Origin of the sequence: Maribellus mangrovi (genome assembly GCF_037646455.1) — a bacterium.
Classification (GTDB): Bacteria; Bacteroidota; Bacteroidia; order Bacteroidales; family Prolixibacteraceae; genus Draconibacterium; species Draconibacterium mangrovi_A.
Genome location: NZ_JBBIXN010000001.1, coordinates 1,404,482 through 1,424,731 on the forward strand (window position 1 = coordinate 1,404,482; position 20,250 = coordinate 1,424,731).

The 20,250-nt window shown below is 38.0% G+C and carries 19 protein-coding genes; 13 read left to right on the top strand and 6 right to left on the bottom strand.

Annotation, left to right across the window (positions count from 1 at the left end; genetic code table 11):
* Positions 1-153 precede the first annotated feature (153 nt).
* The 13 genes from WFY05_RS05280 (at position 154) to WFY05_RS05340 (ending at position 14,583) form a co-directional block, all read left to right on the top strand.
* Positions 154-642 (top strand): Spy/CpxP family protein refolding chaperone, encoded by a 489-nt coding sequence (locus WFY05_RS05280; protein WP_340111690.1) that lies wholly within the window; start codon positions 154-156, stop codon positions 640-642.
* 359 nt (positions 643-1,001) lie between these two features.
* Positions 1,002-1,712: a head GIN domain-containing protein gene (locus WFY05_RS05285; RefSeq protein WP_340111691.1), complete on the top strand. Its 711-nt coding sequence runs from the start codon at positions 1,002-1,004 to the stop codon at positions 1,710-1,712.
* Between the two features lie 64 nt (positions 1,713-1,776).
* Entirely contained in the window at positions 1,777-2,481 is a 705-nt protein-coding gene (locus WFY05_RS05290; protein WP_340111692.1) for a head GIN domain-containing protein, read from the top strand.
* A 104-nt stretch (positions 2,482-2,585) separates the two neighbouring features.
* Positions 2,586-3,959, top strand: a complete 1,374-nt coding sequence (locus WFY05_RS05295; RefSeq protein ID WP_340111693.1) for a DUF5723 family protein — start codon at positions 2,586-2,588, stop codon at positions 3,957-3,959.
* A 7-nt stretch (positions 3,960-3,966) separates the two neighbouring features.
* Positions 3,967-4,245, top strand: a complete 279-nt coding sequence (locus WFY05_RS05300; RefSeq protein WP_340111694.1) for a DUF4834 family protein — start codon at positions 3,967-3,969, stop codon at positions 4,243-4,245.
* A 226-nt stretch (positions 4,246-4,471) separates the two neighbouring features.
* Positions 4,472-6,007: a glycine--tRNA ligase gene (locus tag WFY05_RS05305; RefSeq protein ID WP_340111695.1), complete on the top strand. Its 1,536-nt coding sequence runs from the start codon at positions 4,472-4,474 to the stop codon at positions 6,005-6,007.
* Positions 6,008-6,111: 104 nt separating this feature from the next.
* Positions 6,112-8,679 carry a YfhO family protein gene (locus tag WFY05_RS05310; protein ID WP_340111696.1) on the top strand — a complete coding sequence of 856 codons (2,568 nt, stop codon included), beginning with the start codon at positions 6,112-6,114 and terminating at the stop codon, positions 8,677-8,679.
* Positions 8,680-8,690: 11 nt separating this feature from the next.
* Positions 8,691-9,494, top strand: a complete 804-nt coding sequence (locus WFY05_RS05315) for a class I SAM-dependent methyltransferase (protein ID WP_340111697.1) — start codon at positions 8,691-8,693, stop codon at positions 9,492-9,494.
* Positions 9,491-10,528: a glycosyltransferase family 2 protein gene (locus WFY05_RS05320; protein WP_340111698.1), complete on the top strand. Its 1,038-nt coding sequence runs from the start codon at positions 9,491-9,493 to the stop codon at positions 10,526-10,528. The genes WFY05_RS05315 and WFY05_RS05320 overlap by 4 nt, the downstream gene beginning before the upstream one ends.
* Positions 10,529-10,583: 55 nt before the next feature.
* Positions 10,584-11,363 carry a glycosyltransferase family 2 protein gene (locus tag WFY05_RS05325; RefSeq protein WP_340111699.1) on the top strand — a complete coding sequence of 260 codons (780 nt, stop codon included), beginning with the start codon at positions 10,584-10,586 and terminating at the stop codon, positions 11,361-11,363.
* 2 nt (positions 11,364-11,365) lie between these two features.
* Positions 11,366-12,508: a glycosyltransferase family 4 protein gene (locus WFY05_RS05330; protein WP_340111700.1), complete on the top strand. Its 1,143-nt coding sequence runs from the start codon at positions 11,366-11,368 to the stop codon at positions 12,506-12,508.
* Positions 12,509-12,541: 33 nt separating this feature from the next.
* On the top strand, positions 12,542-13,240 hold the full coding sequence (locus WFY05_RS05335) for an FkbM family methyltransferase (RefSeq protein WP_340111701.1): 699 nt from the start codon (positions 12,542-12,544) through the stop codon (positions 13,238-13,240).
* A 68-nt stretch (positions 13,241-13,308) separates the two neighbouring features.
* A complete protein-coding gene (locus tag WFY05_RS05340) occupies positions 13,309-14,583 on the top strand; it encodes a glycosyltransferase (RefSeq protein ID WP_340111703.1) in 1,275 nt (424 codons plus the stop codon).
* Between the two features lie 13 nt (positions 14,584-14,596).
* On the opposite strand, the gene WFY05_RS05345 is transcribed toward WFY05_RS05340, so the two are convergent.
* Genes WFY05_RS05345 through WFY05_RS05370 form a run of 6 tightly spaced genes read right to left on the bottom strand, consistent with a single transcriptional unit; the run spans position 14,597 to position 20,250 of the window.
* Positions 14,597-15,532, bottom strand: a complete 936-nt coding sequence (locus WFY05_RS05345; RefSeq protein ID WP_340111704.1) for a glycosyltransferase family 2 protein — start codon at positions 15,530-15,532, stop codon at positions 14,597-14,599.
* 7 nt (positions 15,533-15,539) lie between these two features.
* Positions 15,540-16,985 carry a lipopolysaccharide biosynthesis protein gene (locus WFY05_RS05350; protein WP_340111705.1) on the bottom strand — a complete coding sequence of 482 codons (1,446 nt, stop codon included), beginning with the start codon at positions 16,983-16,985 and terminating at the stop codon, positions 15,540-15,542.
* 51 nt (positions 16,986-17,036) lie between these two features.
* Positions 17,037-17,942, bottom strand: a complete 906-nt coding sequence (locus WFY05_RS05355; protein ID WP_340111707.1) for a hypothetical protein — start codon at positions 17,940-17,942, stop codon at positions 17,037-17,039.
* A gap of 6 nt (positions 17,943-17,948) precedes the next feature.
* A complete protein-coding gene (locus WFY05_RS05360) occupies positions 17,949-19,067 on the bottom strand; it encodes a DegT/DnrJ/EryC1/StrS family aminotransferase (RefSeq protein ID WP_340111708.1) in 1,119 nt (372 codons plus the stop codon).
* 28 nt (positions 19,068-19,095) lie between these two features.
* Positions 19,096-19,329 carry an acyl carrier protein gene (locus WFY05_RS05365; protein WP_340111709.1) on the bottom strand — a complete coding sequence of 78 codons (234 nt, stop codon included), beginning with the start codon at positions 19,327-19,329 and terminating at the stop codon, positions 19,096-19,098.
* A 3-nt stretch (positions 19,330-19,332) separates the two neighbouring features.
* Complete coding sequence (locus WFY05_RS05370; RefSeq protein ID WP_340111710.1) at positions 19,333-20,250, bottom strand: ketoacyl-ACP synthase III; 918 nt, start codon at positions 20,248-20,250, stop codon at positions 19,333-19,335.

Here is a 20,250-nt window from a genome sequence, read left to right on the forward strand (position 1 = left end):
GTCTTAAATAGAAGTCGTCAATACACCATGTTGTTCAACGAGTTAGCAAATTTAATCGCTTTTTTCGCTGATCTCCTTTTCATTTTTTGAATTAAACCCTGAAAAGTCCCCGATGTCAAATGAACGAATTCAATTATAACAAACATTAAAGTCATGAAGATCAAATTTTTAACATTAGCAGTACTTGCCATTTTTGCAGTTGGCAGTGTAAATGCCCAAAATGCTGAAAGAGGAAAACGGGATTTGGAAAAGAAAGGTGAAATGATGAAACGCCACGACCTGAGGGCCGAACGGATGGACAATTTCTTTACTGAAGAACAACAGGAACAAATGAAAGCGCTTCGCCTTGAAACCGCGAAACAAATTAAACCGCTTCGCAACCAGTTAAACGAACTGGAAGCTCGTCAGCAAACGTTGACAACGGCTGAAAAAGCCGACTTGAACGCCATTTATCAGAACATTGATAAAATTTCGGATGTAAAAGCGGATATACAGAAAATTATGGCCAAACAACACCAGGAGATCCGGTCGATACTGACCGAAGAACAACGCCTGAAATTTGATGCCCGAAAAGACAGAATGAAAGACCGCAGGGGTGATCGTTTCAGAGGCGAACGACCACCACGCAACAACAGAGGATAACAAGAGGGGAACTGGTAGTTTATGAGGTCGATCCGATTATGGATCGGCCTTTTTTTTATGATTCAGCAAATTTTATTCGCCGAAAATTTGCAGGTGGTTGTTTCATTAGTCCCCAAAAAGTCATTGTGTTCTAATAATTATCGGGATATTTCAGAATCTATCGTCATAGATAAGCCGCTGAAGATTCTGAATCAAGTTCAGGATGACAAACCAATGACTTTTAAATCAGCTTCCACTCGAAGAAATTTTTATACTCTTTTTCTATTTACCGACTAAATTCCCGTGTTCAACGAAAAATTACTCCGCTTGTGAATCATTCCAATTAACTTACAGCTTTAAACCAAACAATTGCGCTAAAAATGAAACGGAAATTATTACTCGCTTTGCTCAGCGTCCCGCTACTTTTTTCTTCGTGCATCTTTTCTCCATCAATGAGAGGCAACGAAAACGTCGTTAAACAAGAAAGAGAGGTAGATCCTTTTGATGAAATAAAAGTAAGCAGGGGAATAAACCTGTACCTCACCCAGGGAGAATCATTCGCACTTATTATTGAAGCGGATGAAAACCTGCTTGAAGTGATTGAAACTGAAGTTGCAGGCGACGAACTGATCATCCGATCGACTGCCAATGTAAAAAGTGCTAAATCTTTTAAAGTCTTCGTAACAGCTCCCGAATTTGAAGCGATAAAAGGATTGGCGGGTTGCAATATTTTTTCTGAAACTGAACTTTCTACCAGTGAACTTGTATTGCGGGCCTCTGCAGGTTCAAATTTCAACCTTGAAATAAGTGCTAAAACAGTGGATGTCTCGGCATCAGCCGGTTCAAATATGAAATTGAAAGGTCTGGCAGAAGATTTTTATGGAAAGGCAAGTTCAGGATCGAACATAAAAGCCGAGGATCTGAAATCAACAAAGGCCGAGGTAAAAGTGAGCAGCGGAGCCAACATTTGGATAACTGCCAGCAAAAGGCTGGAAGCCAACGCCAACAGCGGCGGAAATATTTTTTACGCGGGTGAACCTTCTGATACTGATGTTCATAAATCGTCGGGCGGAAACGTAATTAAAATGTAGTTTCCCTGTAACTTTCAATATTATCATTCGTCCTTACAGAGATCAACACAAACAATTCAAAAAAATGAGAAAACTTAAAGCAATTTTTCTGATCGCAATGATCACCATTTCGATTCCGGTATTGGCCGGGAACAGTGATAAAACTGAAAACAGGAACCTGAGTGGTTTTAATGCGATCGATGTATCAACCGGGATCGACCTCTACATTTCCATGGGCAGTTCGGAAGCCGTAAAAGTAGTGGCCGACGACGATGTAATCGATGACCTGAAAACCGAAGTAAGAAACGGTACACTGCATATTTACACAAAAAGGAATAACTGGTTAAACTGGGGCGATAATAAAACACGTAAAGTATACGTAACCGTTACCAAACTGGAAGGAATTGATGCTTCATCGGGCTCCGACGTGGAATCGGAAAACACATTGGATGGCGAGAAACTGGATATTTCGGCCAGCAGCGGCTCGGATATTGAACTGGATGTACACTACAAAAACCTCTCGCTCGATACCAGCAGCGGCTCCGATGCAGAACTTCGTGGAAAAGTAAAATACCTGAAATTGTCGGCCAGCAGCGGCAGCGACATCGATGCTGCAGAACTGGAATCGCAATATTGCAAAGTAAGTGCCAGCAGTGGTTCCGACATTAGCTTAACCGTAACCGACGAGTTGGAAGCCAATGCCAGCAGTGGTGCGGATATCGTTTATCACGGAAATCCTCAAATGAGAGATATTGATGAATCAAGTGGTGGCGATGTAAGAGGAAGATAATTTGAATCTCGTAATATATCAAGGCGGATCATTCCGCCTTTTTTTGTACCTATTTTCAGCTAATCCAATATAAACCATATTTTTGCGTTCATATTTTCACGCTGATGAAAAAGGCAAGCAAGAGCTTAATTCTAATTGTACTTTCTATTCTGGCATTTGTTATTCCCGGCAAATCGCAGGACGGTAATCCATTACAGTTTCTCCCGGGCGTTAGTCAGTCGTCTCTTTTCAATCCTGCTCATCAAAATAAAACCGAAAAACTGGTCATTGGTATACCCCTGATTTCGGGAAGCACCTTCGACTGGAAAGCAAATTTTTCCATCGATTATATCTTTTCAAAAAACTTCGCCTACAGCTTTGCGAATTTCTATAACGAACTTGGCGAACCCGGCGATGCCGTTGCCAATCTGGAGATTCCGATGATCTATCTCAGCTGGAGAACAGAAGAGCACAATTTCAGTTTCTCCATTCGTGATCGTGTGTATGCAACAGCCTACTTCGACGACGAAATCCTGAACTTTCTCGACCTGGGAATTCAACCCTATTACGGGAAAAGCGAGGAGTTTGGCCCAATAACCTTTAAAAGCATCTATTACCGCGAATTGGCGCTTGGCTATTCCTATAAAATATGGGATGGATTTTCGGTAGGCATCCGACCAAAACTTTTGTTTGCACGTTTCTACTACGATGTACCGGAATTGTACATCAGTGTTTCAACCGACACGGAACAAGAACAATTATTGATGACACCAAACGGAACCTACACACTTTCAGCACCGGTTGATGTAAACTACATCGAAGAGATCGGAGCCACAACCATTCGCCCAAATCCGCGCCCGACCGATTACATTTTCAACTTTCATAACCTGAGTCCGGCAATTGATCTGGGTTTAAACTACAAATTTGATAACGGTCCCGAAATTTCTGCATCAGTCCTGGACCTTGGCTATGTGGGTTTTAAACACAATACCTATGACATTGAATTTACTGATGCAATTCGCTACAATGAAGCAGACCTCTACCAATCTAAATATCCCGATCAGCCCAGCTACAAGGAACCCAAGCTGGCATTGCAGGATTTTAGCGACTCCATCCCTTTTGTAACCCTTGCAGAAAGTATTGATAACAGAGTGATTGAACAGATTCCGCTAAAAATCGCCGGCAGCTTAAAACAGGAAATTTCAAATAAAATGGAGTTGGGATTATCCGCACAATTAACCCACACAAAAAGCTACACCGATAATTACATTAGTGGATTTATGCATACTCAACTGGGCGAAAAAGTGAACCTGGCTGCCACTGTGAATTTGTTAAACTTCAATAAATTTCTACCAGGAATTGCTGCAAGTTATACCGGCAGGTGGGTACAATATTACATCTCGACCAATAATATCACCGGTTTTGTAAAACCCACATCAGCAAAATATCTAAATTTGTCGTTTGGTGTGAATTTTTTATTTTCCACCACAGAAAAATAGCAGATAAATGATTGCCTTCGTTTTATTATATATTCCAAAACTGATCATTACCGTTGCCGTAATTTTGCTGATATATTACGGGATTCGAATTTTCTCGCGTTACGTACTTCCACTCCTGATCGATAAAGGGATTAAAAATATGCAGCAGAAAATGCAGGATCAGCAAAGGGGCAAGCAGCCACCAAGCCGTCCCGAAGGCGAAGTAACCATTGAAGGCCAACCTCAGCACAAAAAGAACAAGCAGGGCGACAGCGGTGAATACATCGATTTTGAGGAAGTAGATTAAACGGAAGATTTGAATAGTAGAATCATAGAAGGTTAGAATTTAGGAGGAAACTGCAATAAATTGTAACCTGGTCAACTTCAGTTAGGCATCTACATCCAGAATCTGGCATCTGAATTCAGTTCCCATTTTAAAAGAATCTCAACGCTTGTAGCTCATAACCCACGGCTCGCAGCTAAATAAAAAAAATCGTTTACATTTGTGCTTCAATTCAGAATTTATAGACGAAATGGCACAAGAAGATATTTTCAAGAAACTGGTAGCGCACTGCAAAGAATACGGTTATGTATTTCAATCGAGTGAGATTTACGACGGACTTGGAGCGGTTTACGATTACGGACAATACGGTGTTGAACTGAAAAACAACATCAAAAAATACTGGTGGGACAGCATGGTACTATTGCACGAAAATGTGGTTGGTTTAGACTCAGCAATTTTTATGCATCCAACCATCTGGAAAGCATCGGGCCACGTTGATGCTTTTAACGATCCGCTTATCGACAACAAAGACTCGAAAAAACGCTACCGTGCCGATGTTCTGATTGAAGACCAACTGGCCAAGTACGAAGAAAAAATGAACAAGGAGGTGGCCAAAGCTGCCAAACGTTTTGGCGATGCTTTCGACGAAAAACAGTTTCGTGAAACCAATTCACGTGTACTAGCCAATCAGAAAAAATACGACGAGTTGCATGCACGTTTTGCCAAAGCATTGAACGATAATGATCTGGCAGAATTAAAGCAAATCATCGAAGACCAGGGAATTGTTTGTCCAATTTCAGGATCACGAAACTGGACCGATGTTCGTCAGTTCAACCTGATGTTTGCCACCGAAATGGGATCGACTGCTGAAGGTGCATCAAAAATCTTCTTACGCCCGGAAACAGCACAGGGTATTTTTGTAAACTACCTAAACGTGCAAAAAACCGGACGCATGAAAATTCCATTCGGAATTGCACAAATCGGTAAAGCTTTCCGTAACGAAATCGTAGCCCGTCAGTTTATTTTTCGTATGCGCGAGTTCGAACAAATGGAGATGCAGTTTTTTGTTCGCCCCGGCACCGAACTCGACTGGTTCGAGAAATGGAAAGAAACACGCATGAAATGGCACCACGCCCTTGGTTTCGGCGACGAAAATTACCGTTTCCACGAGCACGAAAAGCTGGCACACTATGCCAATGCTGCTGTTGATGTGGAATACAAATTCCCGTTTGGATTTAAAGAAGTGGAAGGAATTCATTCTCGTACTGATTTCGACCTGTCGCAACACGAGAAATACTCGGGCAAAAAGATCCGATACTTCGATCCTGAACTCAACGAATCGTATGTACCATTTGTCGTGGAAACCTCGATCGGTGTCGATCGCATGTTCCTTCAGGTTATTTCAGCTTCTTACTGCGAAGAACAATTGGAAAAAGATACACGCGTAGTGCTGAAATTACCACCGGTATTGGCTCCAATTAAGCTTGCCGTATTGCCGCTGGTAAAAAAAGACGGTCTGCCCGAAAAAGCACGCGAGATCATCGATGAACTGAAATTTGATTTCAACTGTCAGTACGACGAAAAAGACTCGATCGGTAAACGTTACCGTCGTCAGGATGCTATCGGTACTCCATTCTGTGTAACAGTGGATCACCAAACGGCTGAAGACAGTACCGTGACCATCCGCTATCGCAACACCATGGAACAGGAACGCGTTGCCATTGCAGAACTTGGAAAGATTATCGGCGAGCAGGTAAGTTACAAGAAGTTGTTTGGGAAAATTTAGTAATTCCATTACTGTTCCTACATATTGCAATTCCCCTTTGGTAAATGCTAAAGTTTATGCAACTTTATCGGATAAATTTTATTAAAGAATAAAATCCACAATCCATGAATATCAAGCCTATCCTGAAAAGTCTTGTTCCGCATGTCATTGCTGTGCTGGCGATGATCATTGTCTCCTCTGTTTACTTTTATCCCGCCTGGGAAGGAAAAACACTCCAGGGAGAGGACGTTGTTGGAGGCTATGGAAAAGGCCGCGAAGCCCGTGATTTCAAGAAATACGAAGATGAGACAGTAATCTGGAATGGCTCGATATTTAGTGGAATGCCTGAATATGTGCATGCAAAATACAAAGGTGCATCGGCGTTGAAAAAGGTCTTCTATTTACCCATGCGGTTTGGAATGCCCCGGGAAGTTGCTTCCATTTTCTGGTACATGCTGGGCTTTTATATTTTGCTGGTTGCAGTTGGAATTTCACCTCAATTCGCTGCAGGTGGAGCAATGGCCTTTGCCCTTGGCTCCTACAATATTATCATCATTCTCGCCGGCCATTACATGAAGGTCTATACACTTGCATTGATCCCGCCAACTCTGGCCGGTATCATTTTAATATTCAGAGGCAAATACCGGTGGGGGCTGATTCTGACATCGTTTTTTCTGGCCATGCAAATTACTATGGCACACGTACAAATGATGTACTACTTTTTTATCGCTCTCCTCGTGTTTGGAATTGTTGAGCTGGTTTTTCAAATAAGAGAAAAAACGCTTAACCAATTTTCAAAAACGGTACTGGTTCTGCTGGCAGCAGCCGTTTTAGGTATTGCTCCCAATTACTCCCGGTTAATCAACTATTACATGTTCAACGATTACACTATTCGTGGGAGTAGTGAACTTACCATTGGTAACGAGGAGGTAAAGACAAATAAGGGACTGGATAAGGACTATATAAACATGTGGAGCAGCGGTGTTGATGAAGCGATGATGGTTATCGTCCCGAATGTAAAAGGTGGTTCAACCGCTTCAATCGCACAAGACAGGGATCTGCTGAATTCAATACCTCGTCAATACCGGCAAACACTCGGAAGTTTTAATCAGTATTGGGGAAATCAGCCTTTTAGCGGCGGACCAAATTACCTGGGAATTGTGTTTGTCTTCTTATTTGTTCTGGGGATTTTTCTGATAAAAGATCGTTTAAAATTGGCTGTTTTAATCCCGGTCATTCTGTTCCTGCTACTTGCCATGGGAGGTAACTTTTCATTCTTTACCGATCTCTGGATCGACTACTTCCCCATGTACAATAAATTTCGGGCCCCTGTATCCATTCTCTCCATTACAGCTATTTTACTGAGCTTTTATGCCTTGTACAGTACCTATCAAATCAGTACCAACGAAAATGTATTGGCACGAAAAACTGAAGTTCCGGGAATTAAAAGTAAACAACCGGTTTATATGCTTGTTGCCGCCGGATTCCTTGTCTTTTTGCTGATAAATATTGCATTCCCGAATTTATTCAACTCCTACATTAGCGATGTTGAACGAAATCAAATTGCCCAGTGGCAAAGTCAAGCCAACGCCGGAAATCAGGTCGATCAAATCATAAACGAGCTGATTGCTTTTCGTATCGGGGTTTTTCGTGCCGACTTATGGAGAGCATTCATTTTTGTGATCTTACTAACTGTTACACTCTATTTCTTTGCCCGTAAAAAGTTATCAAAGCAAGTATTCTGGGGAATTATTGTCCTTCTCGCCCTGGTTGATTTTTGGGGAGTTGGCCGTCGTTATGTCGGCTTAGATCAGTTCCACAAAAACAGTTTAGTAAAAGAAACTTATGCATTGTCTGACAATGATCGTCAGATCTATCAGCAGGAAATGAATGTTCATCCCGATATACAGGAAAAATTAACGGAATACACGGCCAGGTTCAATCCTGCAAATGCAGAAGAGAAGGCAGCACTTTTAACCCATGTAATTAACAAGTACACGAATTACAGGGTATTTAATATTGCGGGATCTCCTTTTCAGGAAAACGTAACTTCCAACGCGCATAAATCCATTGGAGGTTATCATCCGGTAAAACTCAGAAGATACCAAGACATGATAGAACACCATATCGGGAAAATGCACATGCCTGTTTTAAACATGCTAAACGCCAAATATTTTATTACACAGGGAGGTGTCCAGAATAATCCAGCAGCAATGGGAAATGCCTGGTTTGTCGATTCAGTAAAATGGGTTGATAATGCGAACGACGAAATACTGGCATTAAATGATATTGATGTCAGTAAAACCGCTGTTATCAGAACAAAAAACAAGGACAAACTGGCTCCCGTTTCAGTAGATGGTCAAACAAACGGATCGATTGCACTGGAAGATTATTCTCCGGATAAAATGGTGTATAGTTCTGCTTCAGACAAAGATGGGTTAGCGGTTTTCTCTGAAATCTATTATCCCGACTGGAAAGCATTTATCGATGGCGATGAAGCTGAAATTTACCAGGTGAACTATGTTTTAAGGGGCGTCGAAATTCCACAGGGTGATCATAAAATTGAATTTGTGTTCCATCCCGGACACTATTATACATCGAACACCATTTCGCAAATCGCTTTCTATCTGATGTTGCTGATTGTCGGATTGTCGGTTTTATGGGATATCAGGAAACGAATCACCACAGTTTAAGTTGGCCTGACATGCAAAAAAGACACGGGAACCGTTTACAATACTTTCAGGAACAGGGATACACCACCAATAAATATGTTATCCCGTTTATTGAGGAGATTAAAAAATTAACGCCCGATTCAAAAGTACTGGAAATCGGATGTGGAGAAGGCGGTAATCTAAAACCTTTCCTTGATTTAGGATGTAAATGCTGGGGTATTGATTTGAATCAGAATCAAATCAACAACGCCAAAACATTCTTTACCGAACATCCCAACAACAAAAATCTAACGCTTATTTGCGAAAATATCTACGACATTAAATCCTTGCCTCAGTTCGATTTTATTGTCATGCGCGATGTGATTGAACACATTCCCAACCAGGAGAAATTCATGGGATTCCTGCAGCAATTTATGCTGCCTGGTGCTGTTGTATTTTTTGGATTTCCCCCGTGGCAAATGCCTTTTGGCGGACACCAGCAGGTATTTAAAAATAAATTCTTATCAAAAGTGCCTTATACGCATTTGTTGCCACGCTTTTTATACCGCTTTGTAATGCGTGTATTTGGCGAGTCGGACGGAATGATCAGCAGCAGAATGGATATTAAAGACACGGGTATTTCCATCGAACGTTTTGAAAGGATCGTTAAGAAAGAAAAATACAGGATTGAAAAAAGACATTACTACCTGATCAATCCCAACTACGAAGCAAAATTCTCGTTAAAACCAAGAAAACAAATAGGGCTTATCGCACGGATTCCATATTTAAGGAATTTCTTTACCACAGCCATGTACTATGTTTTATCGTTTCAAACAAAAAACGAATCGAATTCATGATCAAGTATAGTGTTATTGTAGCTGTTTATAACCGGGTAGATGAAGTTCAGGAATTGCTTCAGTCGGCCGAGAAACTAGAGTTCGACCGTAAAAATTTTGAGCTCTTGTTTGTTGATGATGGTTCTAAAGACGGCTTTCAGCAATTTATCGAAAAATACAAATCGGAAAGCGGCTTAAACATTCGGGCCATCTACCAGGAAAATAAAGGCCCTGGAGAAGCTCGTAATAACGGAATGCTTAATGCCCTTGGCGATTATTTCATTTATGTTGATTCCGATTGCATGTTTCCTCCACACTGGTTAAAGGAAATCGATAAAGAGGTGGTTAAAAACAATTTCGATGCCTTTGGCGGACCCGATACTTTCCACCCGTCATTTTCACCACTTCTAAAAGCCATAAATTATTCCATGACTTCGCTGATTGGAACAGGTGGCACCAGGGGAAGCAAAAAGTCGGTAGGGAAATTCTACCCGCGAAGCTTTAATATGGGCGTCCACCGCAGGATATTTGAGCATATTGGCGGCATGAATAAACTACGTCACGGCCAGGACATGGACTTCTCGCAACGTATTTATGATGCCGGATACAAAGTTGGCCTTATTCCCGATGCTTTTGTTTATCACAAACGCCGGACAAGTTTAGCGAAATTTTACCGCCAGATATTTAACTGGGGTGTGGCACGCATCAACCTGGCGCAGAAACACCCGTCGATGCTGAAACCGGTTCATTTGCTTCCGGCAATGGTTGTTCTGGGGATTATTGCGCTGGCGTTATTTACCTTGCTGGTTCCTTCAACAGCAAAAATTTTATGGTCGCTTACAGGCATTGGATATACGCTTGTAGTGATTTGGGCATTTTTCGAGGCCTTCATGAAATATAAATCGTTGGCTGCTGCCTTGTTGAGCCCCATAACATTAAACATCCAGGTGTTTGCCTATGGATTTGGATTAATTAAAGCACTGTGGCAAACAAAAATATTAGGTAAAGAAGAAGCCAGAGGTTTTGTTAAAGGCTATTACGGTAAGAAGAAATAGTACCTTTTCAACAATATGACTGATATTCCTTACATTTACAAGCGGAATTAAACGCATGAATTCATTACCGAAAATCAGTATTATAACGGTTGTATTTAATGGAGTTCAATTTATCGAATCTACCATTAGAAGCGTAATCGGTCAAAATTATCCGAATTTTGAATACCTGATCATCGATGGGAAATCAACCGATGGAACGGTTGACCTTATCAAAAAGTACGAAGACAATATTGGATTTTGGGTGAGTGAGCCCGACCAGGGAATTTACGACGCCATGAACAAAGGGCTGAAAAAAGCCACCGGCGATTTTGTGCTTTTTATGAATGCCGGCGATGCATTTTACGAAAAGAATACCCTTTCCAAAATCCCTTTTGAACAACATCCAAATGCTGATATTTTTTATGGAGAAACAGTAATTATCGACGAAAATACCGGAGAAGAACTCGGATTGAGACGTAAAAAACTACCCATCGATTTAGACTGGAAGCATTACAAAAAAGGGATGGTCGCCTGTCATCAGTCAAGCTTAGTCAGAAAAAATATTGCAGGAGAATACAACACTGAATACAAATTGTCGGCCGATATTGATTGGGTAATACGTGCGCTGAAAAAATCGCGGGAAACGGTTTTTACCCAAACCATTGTGGCTCGTTTTCTGAATGGAGGCGTCTCGCGAAAACAACAAAAAAACAGCCTAAAGGAACGCTTCAACATTATGCGGAAATATTTTGGTCTGCCACAAACCATAATCAGTCATATTGGGTTCTTTATTGAATCCCTGGCCATAAAAGCCGGGTTAAAACCATTGTTCCGAAAAAATACCTTTGTTACCTGAAAATGCAGAAAAAGAAGATCCTATATATTCATCACAGCGGCCGTTTGGGAGGAGCACCCAAAAGTCTGAGTTTATTGGTTCAGCGTATCGATCGGGAAAAGTACGAACCAATTATTCTAACCATTAAAAATGGTCCTGCGGTTGAGTTGCTAAAAAGTACCGGAGCACAGGTTATTGTAAAACCGTATTTATTTCCCTACCACGGAACTACAGTATCCGGCATGTCTTTGCATTTTTTTCTGCAGAATAATGTCTTTTTGATTCCCACTTTCCTGGGAGCCCGGAGAATAATAAAAAGAATCAATCCTGATTTAATTCACCTCAATACCACTTGTCTGTTTGCGTTCGCTGCTGCAGCAAAATCCTTAAAACCCAAGGTTAATGTAATTACGCATGTACGTGAACCGCTATTAGATAATATTTTTGGAAAAATTCTTAAATATGCTAACTACCGTTTTGTCGATGGCTTTATTTCAATTTGCAAAAATGATGAAAGCCATTTGCTAATAAAACAAAAACCTGCCGAAGTAGTATATAATTTTGTAGATTTTAAAACATATAACAGAGCGCTTAAGTCCAAAATATTAAGGGACGAGTTGAAACTTGCCAACACATCCATTGTATGCCTTTGTCTTGCAAGAATTGCCTCAACAAATGGAACATTGGAATTAATACAGCGTTTTAATGAACTTGACGATAGGTTCCAAGATTATAAACTTATCATAGTTGGGAAAAAGCTCAACAATAAATACGAAAAAAAATGTATTAAGGAAGCCAGCAATAATCCGAATATCTTTATTTTACCTTTCCGAAAAGATGTTCCCGAGGTGATTGCTTCATCTGATATTGTATTCTGCCCGTTCACCGAACCGCATTTTGCCCGTGGAATTATTGAAGCCTCCGCAATGGGTAAACCAACTATCGGGAACCGGATTGGAGGAGTTGATGAACTAATAATCCATGAAGAAACGGGTTATCTAATCAACATTTCTTCGCAAACTGATTTTGAAAACCGCATGTTACAATTAAAATCCGAAGAGAAAAGAACAAAATTGGGTGAAAAAGGATACGCTTTTGCGAAGGATAACTTCGATGCAAAAACGAATGCAGAAAAAACTTTCGGTTTTTACGATAGATTTATTTAATTCGAGATTCAAAAATCAAAATCTTATACCATCATGAAATTTGTAAAAAAGGTTGGTGTTCAAATGGAAAAATACTTTAATGCCGACCTCAAACGTCGCATTAAAATATTAAATACTTATCAAATTGATACATTGTTTGATATTGGCGCGAATGTTGGACGATACGCTTTAATAATGCGAAAAGCCGGTTACAGTGGCAAGATCATTTCGTTCGAACCAATGTCTGCAGCTTTTGAACAGCTAAAAAACAATTCTAAAAACGATAAGAACTGGATTATTAACCATTATGGCCTGGGAAATGAAAATACGGAAACAGAAATAAATATTTCAAATAATTCGTATAGCAGTTCTATCCTGAATATCATGCCAACTCATGTTGAAAGCGCTCCTAATTCGCGTTATGTGGCCAAAGAAGAAATTCAATTAAAAACCTTTGATTCCGTTTTTAAAAGTTTTTACAAAAAGGAATCCAGGATCATGATGAAGATTGACACGCAGGGCTTTGAAAAGCATGTGCTTGAAGGTGCTGAAAATTCATTAAAGGATGTTGAAGTTTTACAACTGGAAATGTCATTGGTGCCTCTTTATGAAAATGAAATGCTATACCTCGATATGATTCATTACCTCAGCAGTAAAGGATTTCATTTATATTCGCTCGAAAGTGGTTTCTCAAATCCAAATACCGGCCAGTTACTGCAGGCTGACGGGATTTTTGTGAGAAATATACTTTAGATTGATGGAGAGGACAGACAACCCAATTCGCTTTATTAAGAAGATTGAGCAATAAAAATATGTATTAAATGGGCCAGCAAAAAAAAGATTTGTTATTAGTTTGCAATAAGTTCCCCTATGGCTTTGGGGAAGCCTTTTTGGAAGCTGAATTTCCATTTTTATACGACGCTTTCCAAAAAATTGTAATTCTCACCATCACTGATCAGGAAAATCAGACCCGAAAAATCCCATCAGATGTTACGCAAATACGCAAACCAAAAACTCTGAGTTTTAAGGAAAAAATTCAAACAGCATTCTATATTTTAGCTCATCTAAAATCATTCTTTCAACTTATTGTTCACGAAATAAAGGCGCGTGAAGAGATATTAAGAACAAATAAGCATCTGGATTTTGGACGTAAATATTTACACTTTATTCCAATTATTGAAAATGCTTTCAAAGCCTTTAACCTTAAACAGTACTTTAAGAAAAACGCGCTTCCCCACATACAAAATAATTCAATGCTTTATGCCTATTGGCAGGATTACACAGCGCTATCTATAACATTAATAAAAAAAGAAATTCCTGCATATAAAGCAATATGCAGAACACATGGAGGAGATCTATACTTCTACCGCAATAAGTATAGTTATTTGCCTTTTCGTCGTTTCATTTCTGAGAACATGAATCGAATATTCTTTATTTCAAAAAACGGATTAGATTATCAATCCAATTTGTTAGGAAAAGAATACCTTAATTATTCATTAGCCAGATTAGGAACTAAAAAGGTTCAGGAACTAACTAATAAAAATAAGTTAAATGGATACAGAATAGTAAGCTGTTCAAATATTATTTCAATAAAAAGAATTGATTTAATTATAAATGCATTGTCTAAAATCCCGAATAAAAGAATTGAGTGGATTCACTTTGGCGGCGGCGTTTTAAAAGAAAAAATGGAATCACTAGCAAAGGAACTGTTAAGTGATAAACCTAATATTAGTTATACGTTCAGAGGTAATGTCAAAAATGCTGAGCTCCATAGGTATTATGCACAAAATAAAATAAGTCTTTTCATTAACGTTAGCGAATCAGAAGGAATACCCGTGAGCATTATGGAAGCGATGTCATATGGTGTCCCTGCAATTGCTACTAATGTTGGAGGAACAGGTGAATTGGTGGATAATACATGTGGATTGTTAATCGATAAAGATGTCAGTGGCGAACAACTGACTCAATTTCTCAAACGTGAACTGGATGAAAAGAAATTGCGAAAGAAAGACATATATGCAATAAAAAAATGGGAGACAAATTTCCAGGCAGAAAAAAACTTTAAAGAATTTGTACATTTTTTGGGAAAGCCCTAGTTTCTGTAAATTATCATTTAAAATAGGTATTGGGATTTATCAACTTAAACAAATATGAAACCAAAGTCGTTGGCATATTCTGTTTATTTCCCAACCTTAAAATAAGGTCAGATTTCATGATGAAAAGAATTTTTATGTATGCTTGCATATAAAATTTATTTTTTATCTGTTCAGGAATCAGTTCTGATTTCATAAATAATCGTAACGATTTATAATATCGGGAATTTATAATTTTTTGGTTTTTTACTTTAGGCAAATTGCTATTCCCTGATACCGAAAGATCATGAATTCGATAGTTTACTGTAACCTTATCCATAAATCCAAGTCTGTAACCGTTCTTTGTCGCTTTTAGCCACAATGGATAATCCTCAAGCATAGGATATTTAGGATTGTAACCACCGATATTTTTTAAGAAATCGAATTGTACAAATCCGGTTGCCGCCGGAACAAAATTATATTTTAATAATTCACAGAATTGATTCTCACTTGAAAATCGAGAAAAATTCTTTTCGGCATTATACTTATTTTTCGAAGCTAACGGATATTTATCATCAAATAAGTATTCAAACTTTGAAAAAATTAGCTTGAACTCATGTTGAAGAGCAAATGTTACATTATCTGAAATACCAGAGGCTAATAATATATCATCTCCGGCAATTCCTTTGATCCATTCTCCACTGCATTTTTCCAAGGCTCGATTTTTATTTCCAACTATCCCCGTATTAACATTTGTAGTAACCATGTATGCGTTCACAAACCTGGTCTTGTTCTTATTTAACCAACTTTCGCACAAGTTTACCGTAGTGTCTGTAGAACAATCATCACTGATTATAAGCTCAATATTTTTATAGGTTTGAGCTTTTATGCTGTCTAAAGTTTCCAGAATATACTTCGAAGAATTATAAGTAATTACCGTAACAGATACCAGTGGTTTTATTTTCTCAGGCATATGCATTTTATTTCCTAATCATTTTGCGAATTAATTCTTTAAACTCGCTCAATTCTTTAAATTTAAACAATACGCTGAAACCCCAATAAATCATTAGTGAAGTAAATATTCCAAACATTAATTTAAGTATGGAGCTGTCAACTAAGGTTATGGCAAATACAGTAATTAACGCAGTCAGGCCGGTCGCAAACACCATTTTCCATAAATCTTTAAATTGTGCCAAAGCTCCATAACCATAAAGTTTTCCGGGCATGTATGCATTTATGAAGAAATTTATTAGAGTTACTATAACTCGGCCAATCACGATAGCTTCCACACTAATAGGAACTGTTATAATCAAAGCAATAATGGTCAGTGGCGATTTAATCATATCTATTTTCATAAATAAATCTGATCTTCCGTTTGCATTTAGAATGTTCAAATTTAAGGCACTTATTGGATAAAAAAGATACGACATACATAACCATTGAAGTAATGGTACAGTGGCTGCCCATTTTTCCCCCAAAAAGAAATCGATAAATGGTTCGGCTAAAACCGCAAAAGTGGCCATTAAAAAAAACATGACATATCCCGACATTTTAATTAGCTGTCTGTATACCGAAATCATCTTTTCACGGTTGCTCTGCAGAGAAGATAGCACAGGAAATGATACTTGTTGAAAAATGTTAGATACAGTAATGGCAGCTAAATTTGAGAATTTCTTCGCCTGGGTATAAAATCCAAGACTTCCTGCGTCATAAGCCCTACCAATAATAATTTCATTCAGGTTTTGAAAGATTTTTGCATATATCCCGGCCATTAGTAGTTTAGATCCGTATCCAAACAATTTTTTAAAAGATTCTCTGGAGAACTTTAATGAAGGCCTCCACCTGCTAAAATACCATAACGCGATTACTGTGAATAATGAACCTAATATTTGCCTAAGTACTAATGCCCATACTCCAATTCCTTTATAGGCGAAATAGATAGCAATCGCACCACTTAAAACAACAGAAATTATATTTGCTTTAGCCAGTGTTTTAAAATCCATTGCTATGGTTAGTCTTGAGTATTGTACAATAGATAAGGATCGAATAACCAAACTTAATCCTATTACCCTCAGAATATCAATCAGTTCAGTTGTTTTATAAAATTTAGCGATTAGAGGGGCAGTAACGAATAAAATAAGATAAAAGATTGAACTTACAACCAGATTAAATACAAACACGGTGGAATAATCTTCACTTGTTCTTTCCTGACTTTGAATGAGACCGGATCCCATTCCACTATCAATGAATGTTTGAGAAATAGCGATAAAAATCGCCAGCATACCTATCAATCCAAAGTCGGAAGGTGTAAGCAAGCGTGCTAAAATTATTCCTATTAAAAATTCAACCCCCCTTACTGAAAACTTATCAATGGCACTCCATATGATACCTTTGGTGGTTGTATGTTTAAGTGAATTTTCCGTCAATAAAGTAATCCTTGAATTATTAAGTTACTAGATTAAGAATCTAAAGCCATGCTAATATACAATATTAAAGTTCCTCTTAAGATATTGAGTCTCTTCTTTCAGCGCATTCCTCAATACAATGAATTTGTCTTCATCTGGCTTTTCTACTTTGAACTGTCTGTTTACCTCAACTGAATAGAATTTATTGTAGAATTTCTTAAGGGTTTTTTCAAAGAATGATCCTTCAATTAATTCAAACAATCCTAATTTTTGAAATACATTCTTAAAATTTTTTAGAAGGGGTATTTTACTGGAATGCTCCTGATATACAACTCCGCTGCCAGCTTTTTTTGCATTGTGTTTTTTGATTTTCACATTTCTTGCTATCGAGTAGTCAAAGTTATCAATATCGATGGCTTCAATTGTTGAATTTGTAATAATATCTTCAAATTTCAATACCGTGATGTCTTGCTCATTAAAATATTGAAAGAGATAAGTAAAAAAAGTTTTGTAATGGAAAATCTCCATACTTTCTTCTTGTAAAACTAAATCAACAAAGTTCTTATTTAACTTTCTGAAATTATGATATAATTCGACATAATAGGAAAACGAAGCACTTACCGGCTCTCTTACTGAAACTAATAATTGATGTTCAAAAGGTTGGAGGATTTTATACAGGTTTGAAATTTTTTCTCTCCAATTAGCGGCCTTTTCCGAAACCACTATGCTTTCTTCAGATATTAGTACGTCTCTTCCCTCCTTAAATACTTTTTCAATTAATCCCTGAACCTTCTTGATTCCAACTCCGGTTATTATTGTCTTATATAGCTCTTTGTATAAATTTCTTTGATTAACTGAACGGGGTTGATATATCCCGGCATATAAAATTTCTTCGGAATCCAGATTAGGGAAAAATTCTTTTTGTAATGTTGTTGTGGCTGTTTTTGGCAATCCTATGTGAACAATAATCTTAGACATTCTGTGCTAAAATTTATTTATGGTCTTACAAACCTGCTCAACGCTTTTATCATCCATAACCTGACTCATGGGTAAACTTAATACAGATTCCTGTATCGCTTCTGTTATAGGATATGATATTGAATGCAATTCACTATATGCGCTTTGCTTATGAGGAGCCACCGGATAATGAATTTGAGTTTGAATTCCATTCCCGACCAGAATTTGCTGTAATCTTTCCCTTTCGGAATAACGAATTACAAAAAGGTGCCAAACATGTTCTAAGTAAGACGATTTTGATCTAAAATAGTCCGCTGCCTTTGGCAGAATTACGTCAGGATGATTAATGTTCTCACAGTAATATTGGGCAATCTCATTTCTTCGTTGATTATCTGCATCAAGTCTTTTAAGTTTTTCCCTAAGAACTGCCGCCTGAATTTCATCCAATCGTGAGTTTAGTCCCTTAAAATCGTGAACGTACTTTTTTTTAGATCCATAATTCGCTAATGCTCGTATGATTCCAGCCAATTCCTTATCATCTGTTGTAACAGCACCTCCATCTCCTAATGCACCTAAATTCTTTCCGGGATAAAAACTATGACCAGCTGCGTCTCCAATCGACCCTGTCCTTGTTTTTCCAAAATATGCTCCAATTGCCTGTGCATTATCCTCAACCAGCTTCAGGTCATATTTTTGAACTATTTTTTCAATTTCAGGACACATAGCATTCTGACCATACAGATGGACAATAAGAATCGCCTTTGTTCGTCTAGTTATTTTATTTTCTATTTCTCCAGGATCGATGTTGTATGTTTCAAGGCTCGGCTCAACTAAAACCGGTTTGAGTTTATTATCAGAAATAGCCAACAAGGATGCAATAAACGTATTGGCCGGAACAATAACCTCGTCACCTTCTTTCATATATCCCATCTCGATATAGGACCTGAAAATTAATCGCAAAGCATCCAATCCATTTGCTGCTCCAACACAATACTTTGTACCAATAAACTCGGCATACTCCTTTTCAAAAGCTTTTACCTCTTCGCCAAGCAGGTACCATCCTGAATCCATAACACGTTTGATTGCCTGGCTAAGTTCAGGCTCAAAACTATCGTTAATTGCTTTTAAATCAAGAAATTTAATCATCCTATCAATACTTCCAAAAGTATTATCCTTATAATTTACTTTCTACCAATTTGACAATTTCATCTATAGTATCCACACTGTCTACCTCTTCATCCGGAACTTCAATGTTAAATTCTTCTTCAATTCCAAAAAACAGGGTCATTTTTCCTAGCGAATCCATTCCCTGGTCGTTTAAAGAATAATCTGTTTTTAACTTATTAAAGTCTAAACCTACGTTTTTATCTCCTTTTAATAATTCAATTACTTTTTCTTTAATCTCCATTATTTAATTTTTATGCTTAAGAATTGTGGTGGCCCATGAAAGACCTACACCAAAACCTGTTATTAAAATATTCTTCTTATTGTTTTCAAAATTTTTAGCTAATATTATCGGAATTGAAGAAGATACAGTGTTACCATAATCTGCAATATCAAATGGGGCCTTATCTTCATTTAATTTTAAAAAACCAGATAAAGTATCGACAATATATTTACTGCCTTGATGAAAAATAACAAAATCAATATTTGTAATTTCTGTATCATTTATTTTTAGCGCCTTTTTTACGCTCCCCGGTACTTTTCTGGCTGCAAAGTTAAAAATTGCCCTTCCGTTCATCGATATTTTCCCATCACATATCAGTTCAGCATGGTCTTTACCCATCGTTCCAAAATCTGTCTTGGCAATCTCGTATGTAAAATCCTCTGCCATCCAGGTTACCGAAGCAGCATCACCAAAAAGTAAATAAGTATTTTTATCTTCCGGATTAATATTCTTGGAGTATGGATCCCCTGTAAATAACAATCCATTACTAAATCCATTACCTTCCATAAAACTTTTAATGACAGAAAGGCCATAAACATAACCTGAGCAACCCAATGAAACATCAAAACAGGCACAAGTCTCCTTTGCACCCAATTTACCATGTACAATTGCAGATGTGTGAGGAATGTTATAATCCGGATTTTGAGTAACAACTACAATACAATCTATATTATCAATGTTGATGCCTGTATTGCCGGTTAGCTCCTCATAAGCCTTAACACATAAATCGGAAGCCTCTTCATTTTCTTCTTTTAATGCAACTTCTTTTATTCCAATCCTTGATTCAATAAATGAATCATCAATCTGAAATTTTTCTTTTAAGTTGTAATTTGATCGTTTTCTTTCCGGGATATAATAAGCTATCGATTTTATTCCAACCAT

Bases quoted from the DNA above. Each gene is read 5' to 3' on its own strand.
- WFY05_RS05280 (WP_340111690.1), top strand. From the start codon at position 154: ATGAAGATCAAATTTTTAACATTAGCAGTACTTGCCATTTTTGCAGTT.
- WFY05_RS05285 (WP_340111691.1), top strand. From the start codon at position 1,002: ATGAAACGGAAATTATTACTCGCTTTGCTCAGCGTCCCGCTACTTTTT.
- WFY05_RS05290 (WP_340111692.1), top strand. From the start codon at position 1,777: ATGAGAAAACTTAAAGCAATTTTTCTGATCGCAATGATCACCATTTCG.
- WFY05_RS05295 (WP_340111693.1), top strand. From the start codon at position 2,586: ATGAAAAAGGCAAGCAAGAGCTTAATTCTAATTGTACTTTCTATTCTG.
- WFY05_RS05300 (WP_340111694.1), top strand. From the start codon at position 3,967: ATGATTGCCTTCGTTTTATTATATATTCCAAAACTGATCATTACCGTT.
- WFY05_RS05305 (WP_340111695.1), top strand. From the start codon at position 4,472: ATGGCACAAGAAGATATTTTCAAGAAACTGGTAGCGCACTGCAAAGAA.
- WFY05_RS05310 (WP_340111696.1), top strand. From the start codon at position 6,112: ATGAATATCAAGCCTATCCTGAAAAGTCTTGTTCCGCATGTCATTGCT.
- WFY05_RS05315 (WP_340111697.1), top strand. From the start codon at position 8,691: ATGCAAAAAAGACACGGGAACCGTTTACAATACTTTCAGGAACAGGGA.
- WFY05_RS05320 (WP_340111698.1), top strand. From the start codon at position 9,491: ATGATCAAGTATAGTGTTATTGTAGCTGTTTATAACCGGGTAGATGAA.
- WFY05_RS05325 (WP_340111699.1), top strand. From the start codon at position 10,584: ATGAATTCATTACCGAAAATCAGTATTATAACGGTTGTATTTAATGGA.
- WFY05_RS05330 (WP_340111700.1), top strand. From the start codon at position 11,366: ATGCAGAAAAAGAAGATCCTATATATTCATCACAGCGGCCGTTTGGGA.
- WFY05_RS05335 (WP_340111701.1), top strand. From the start codon at position 12,542: ATGAAATTTGTAAAAAAGGTTGGTGTTCAAATGGAAAAATACTTTAAT.
- WFY05_RS05340 (WP_340111703.1), top strand. From the start codon at position 13,309: ATGGGCCAGCAAAAAAAAGATTTGTTATTAGTTTGCAATAAGTTCCCC.
- WFY05_RS05345 (WP_340111704.1), bottom strand. From the start codon at position 15,532: ATGCCTGAGAAAATAAAACCACTGGTATCTGTTACGGTAATTACTTAT.
- WFY05_RS05355 (WP_340111707.1), bottom strand. From the start codon at position 17,942: ATGTCTAAGATTATTGTTCACATAGGATTGCCAAAAACAGCCACAACA.
- WFY05_RS05360 (WP_340111708.1), bottom strand. From the start codon at position 19,067: ATGATTAAATTTCTTGATTTAAAAGCAATTAACGATAGTTTTGAGCCT.
- WFY05_RS05365 (WP_340111709.1), bottom strand. From the start codon at position 19,329: ATGGAGATTAAAGAAAAAGTAATTGAATTATTAAAAGGAGATAAAAAC.
- WFY05_RS05370 (WP_340111710.1), bottom strand. From the start codon at position 20,250: ATGGTTGGAATAAAATCGATAGCTTATTATATCCCGGAAAGAAAACGA.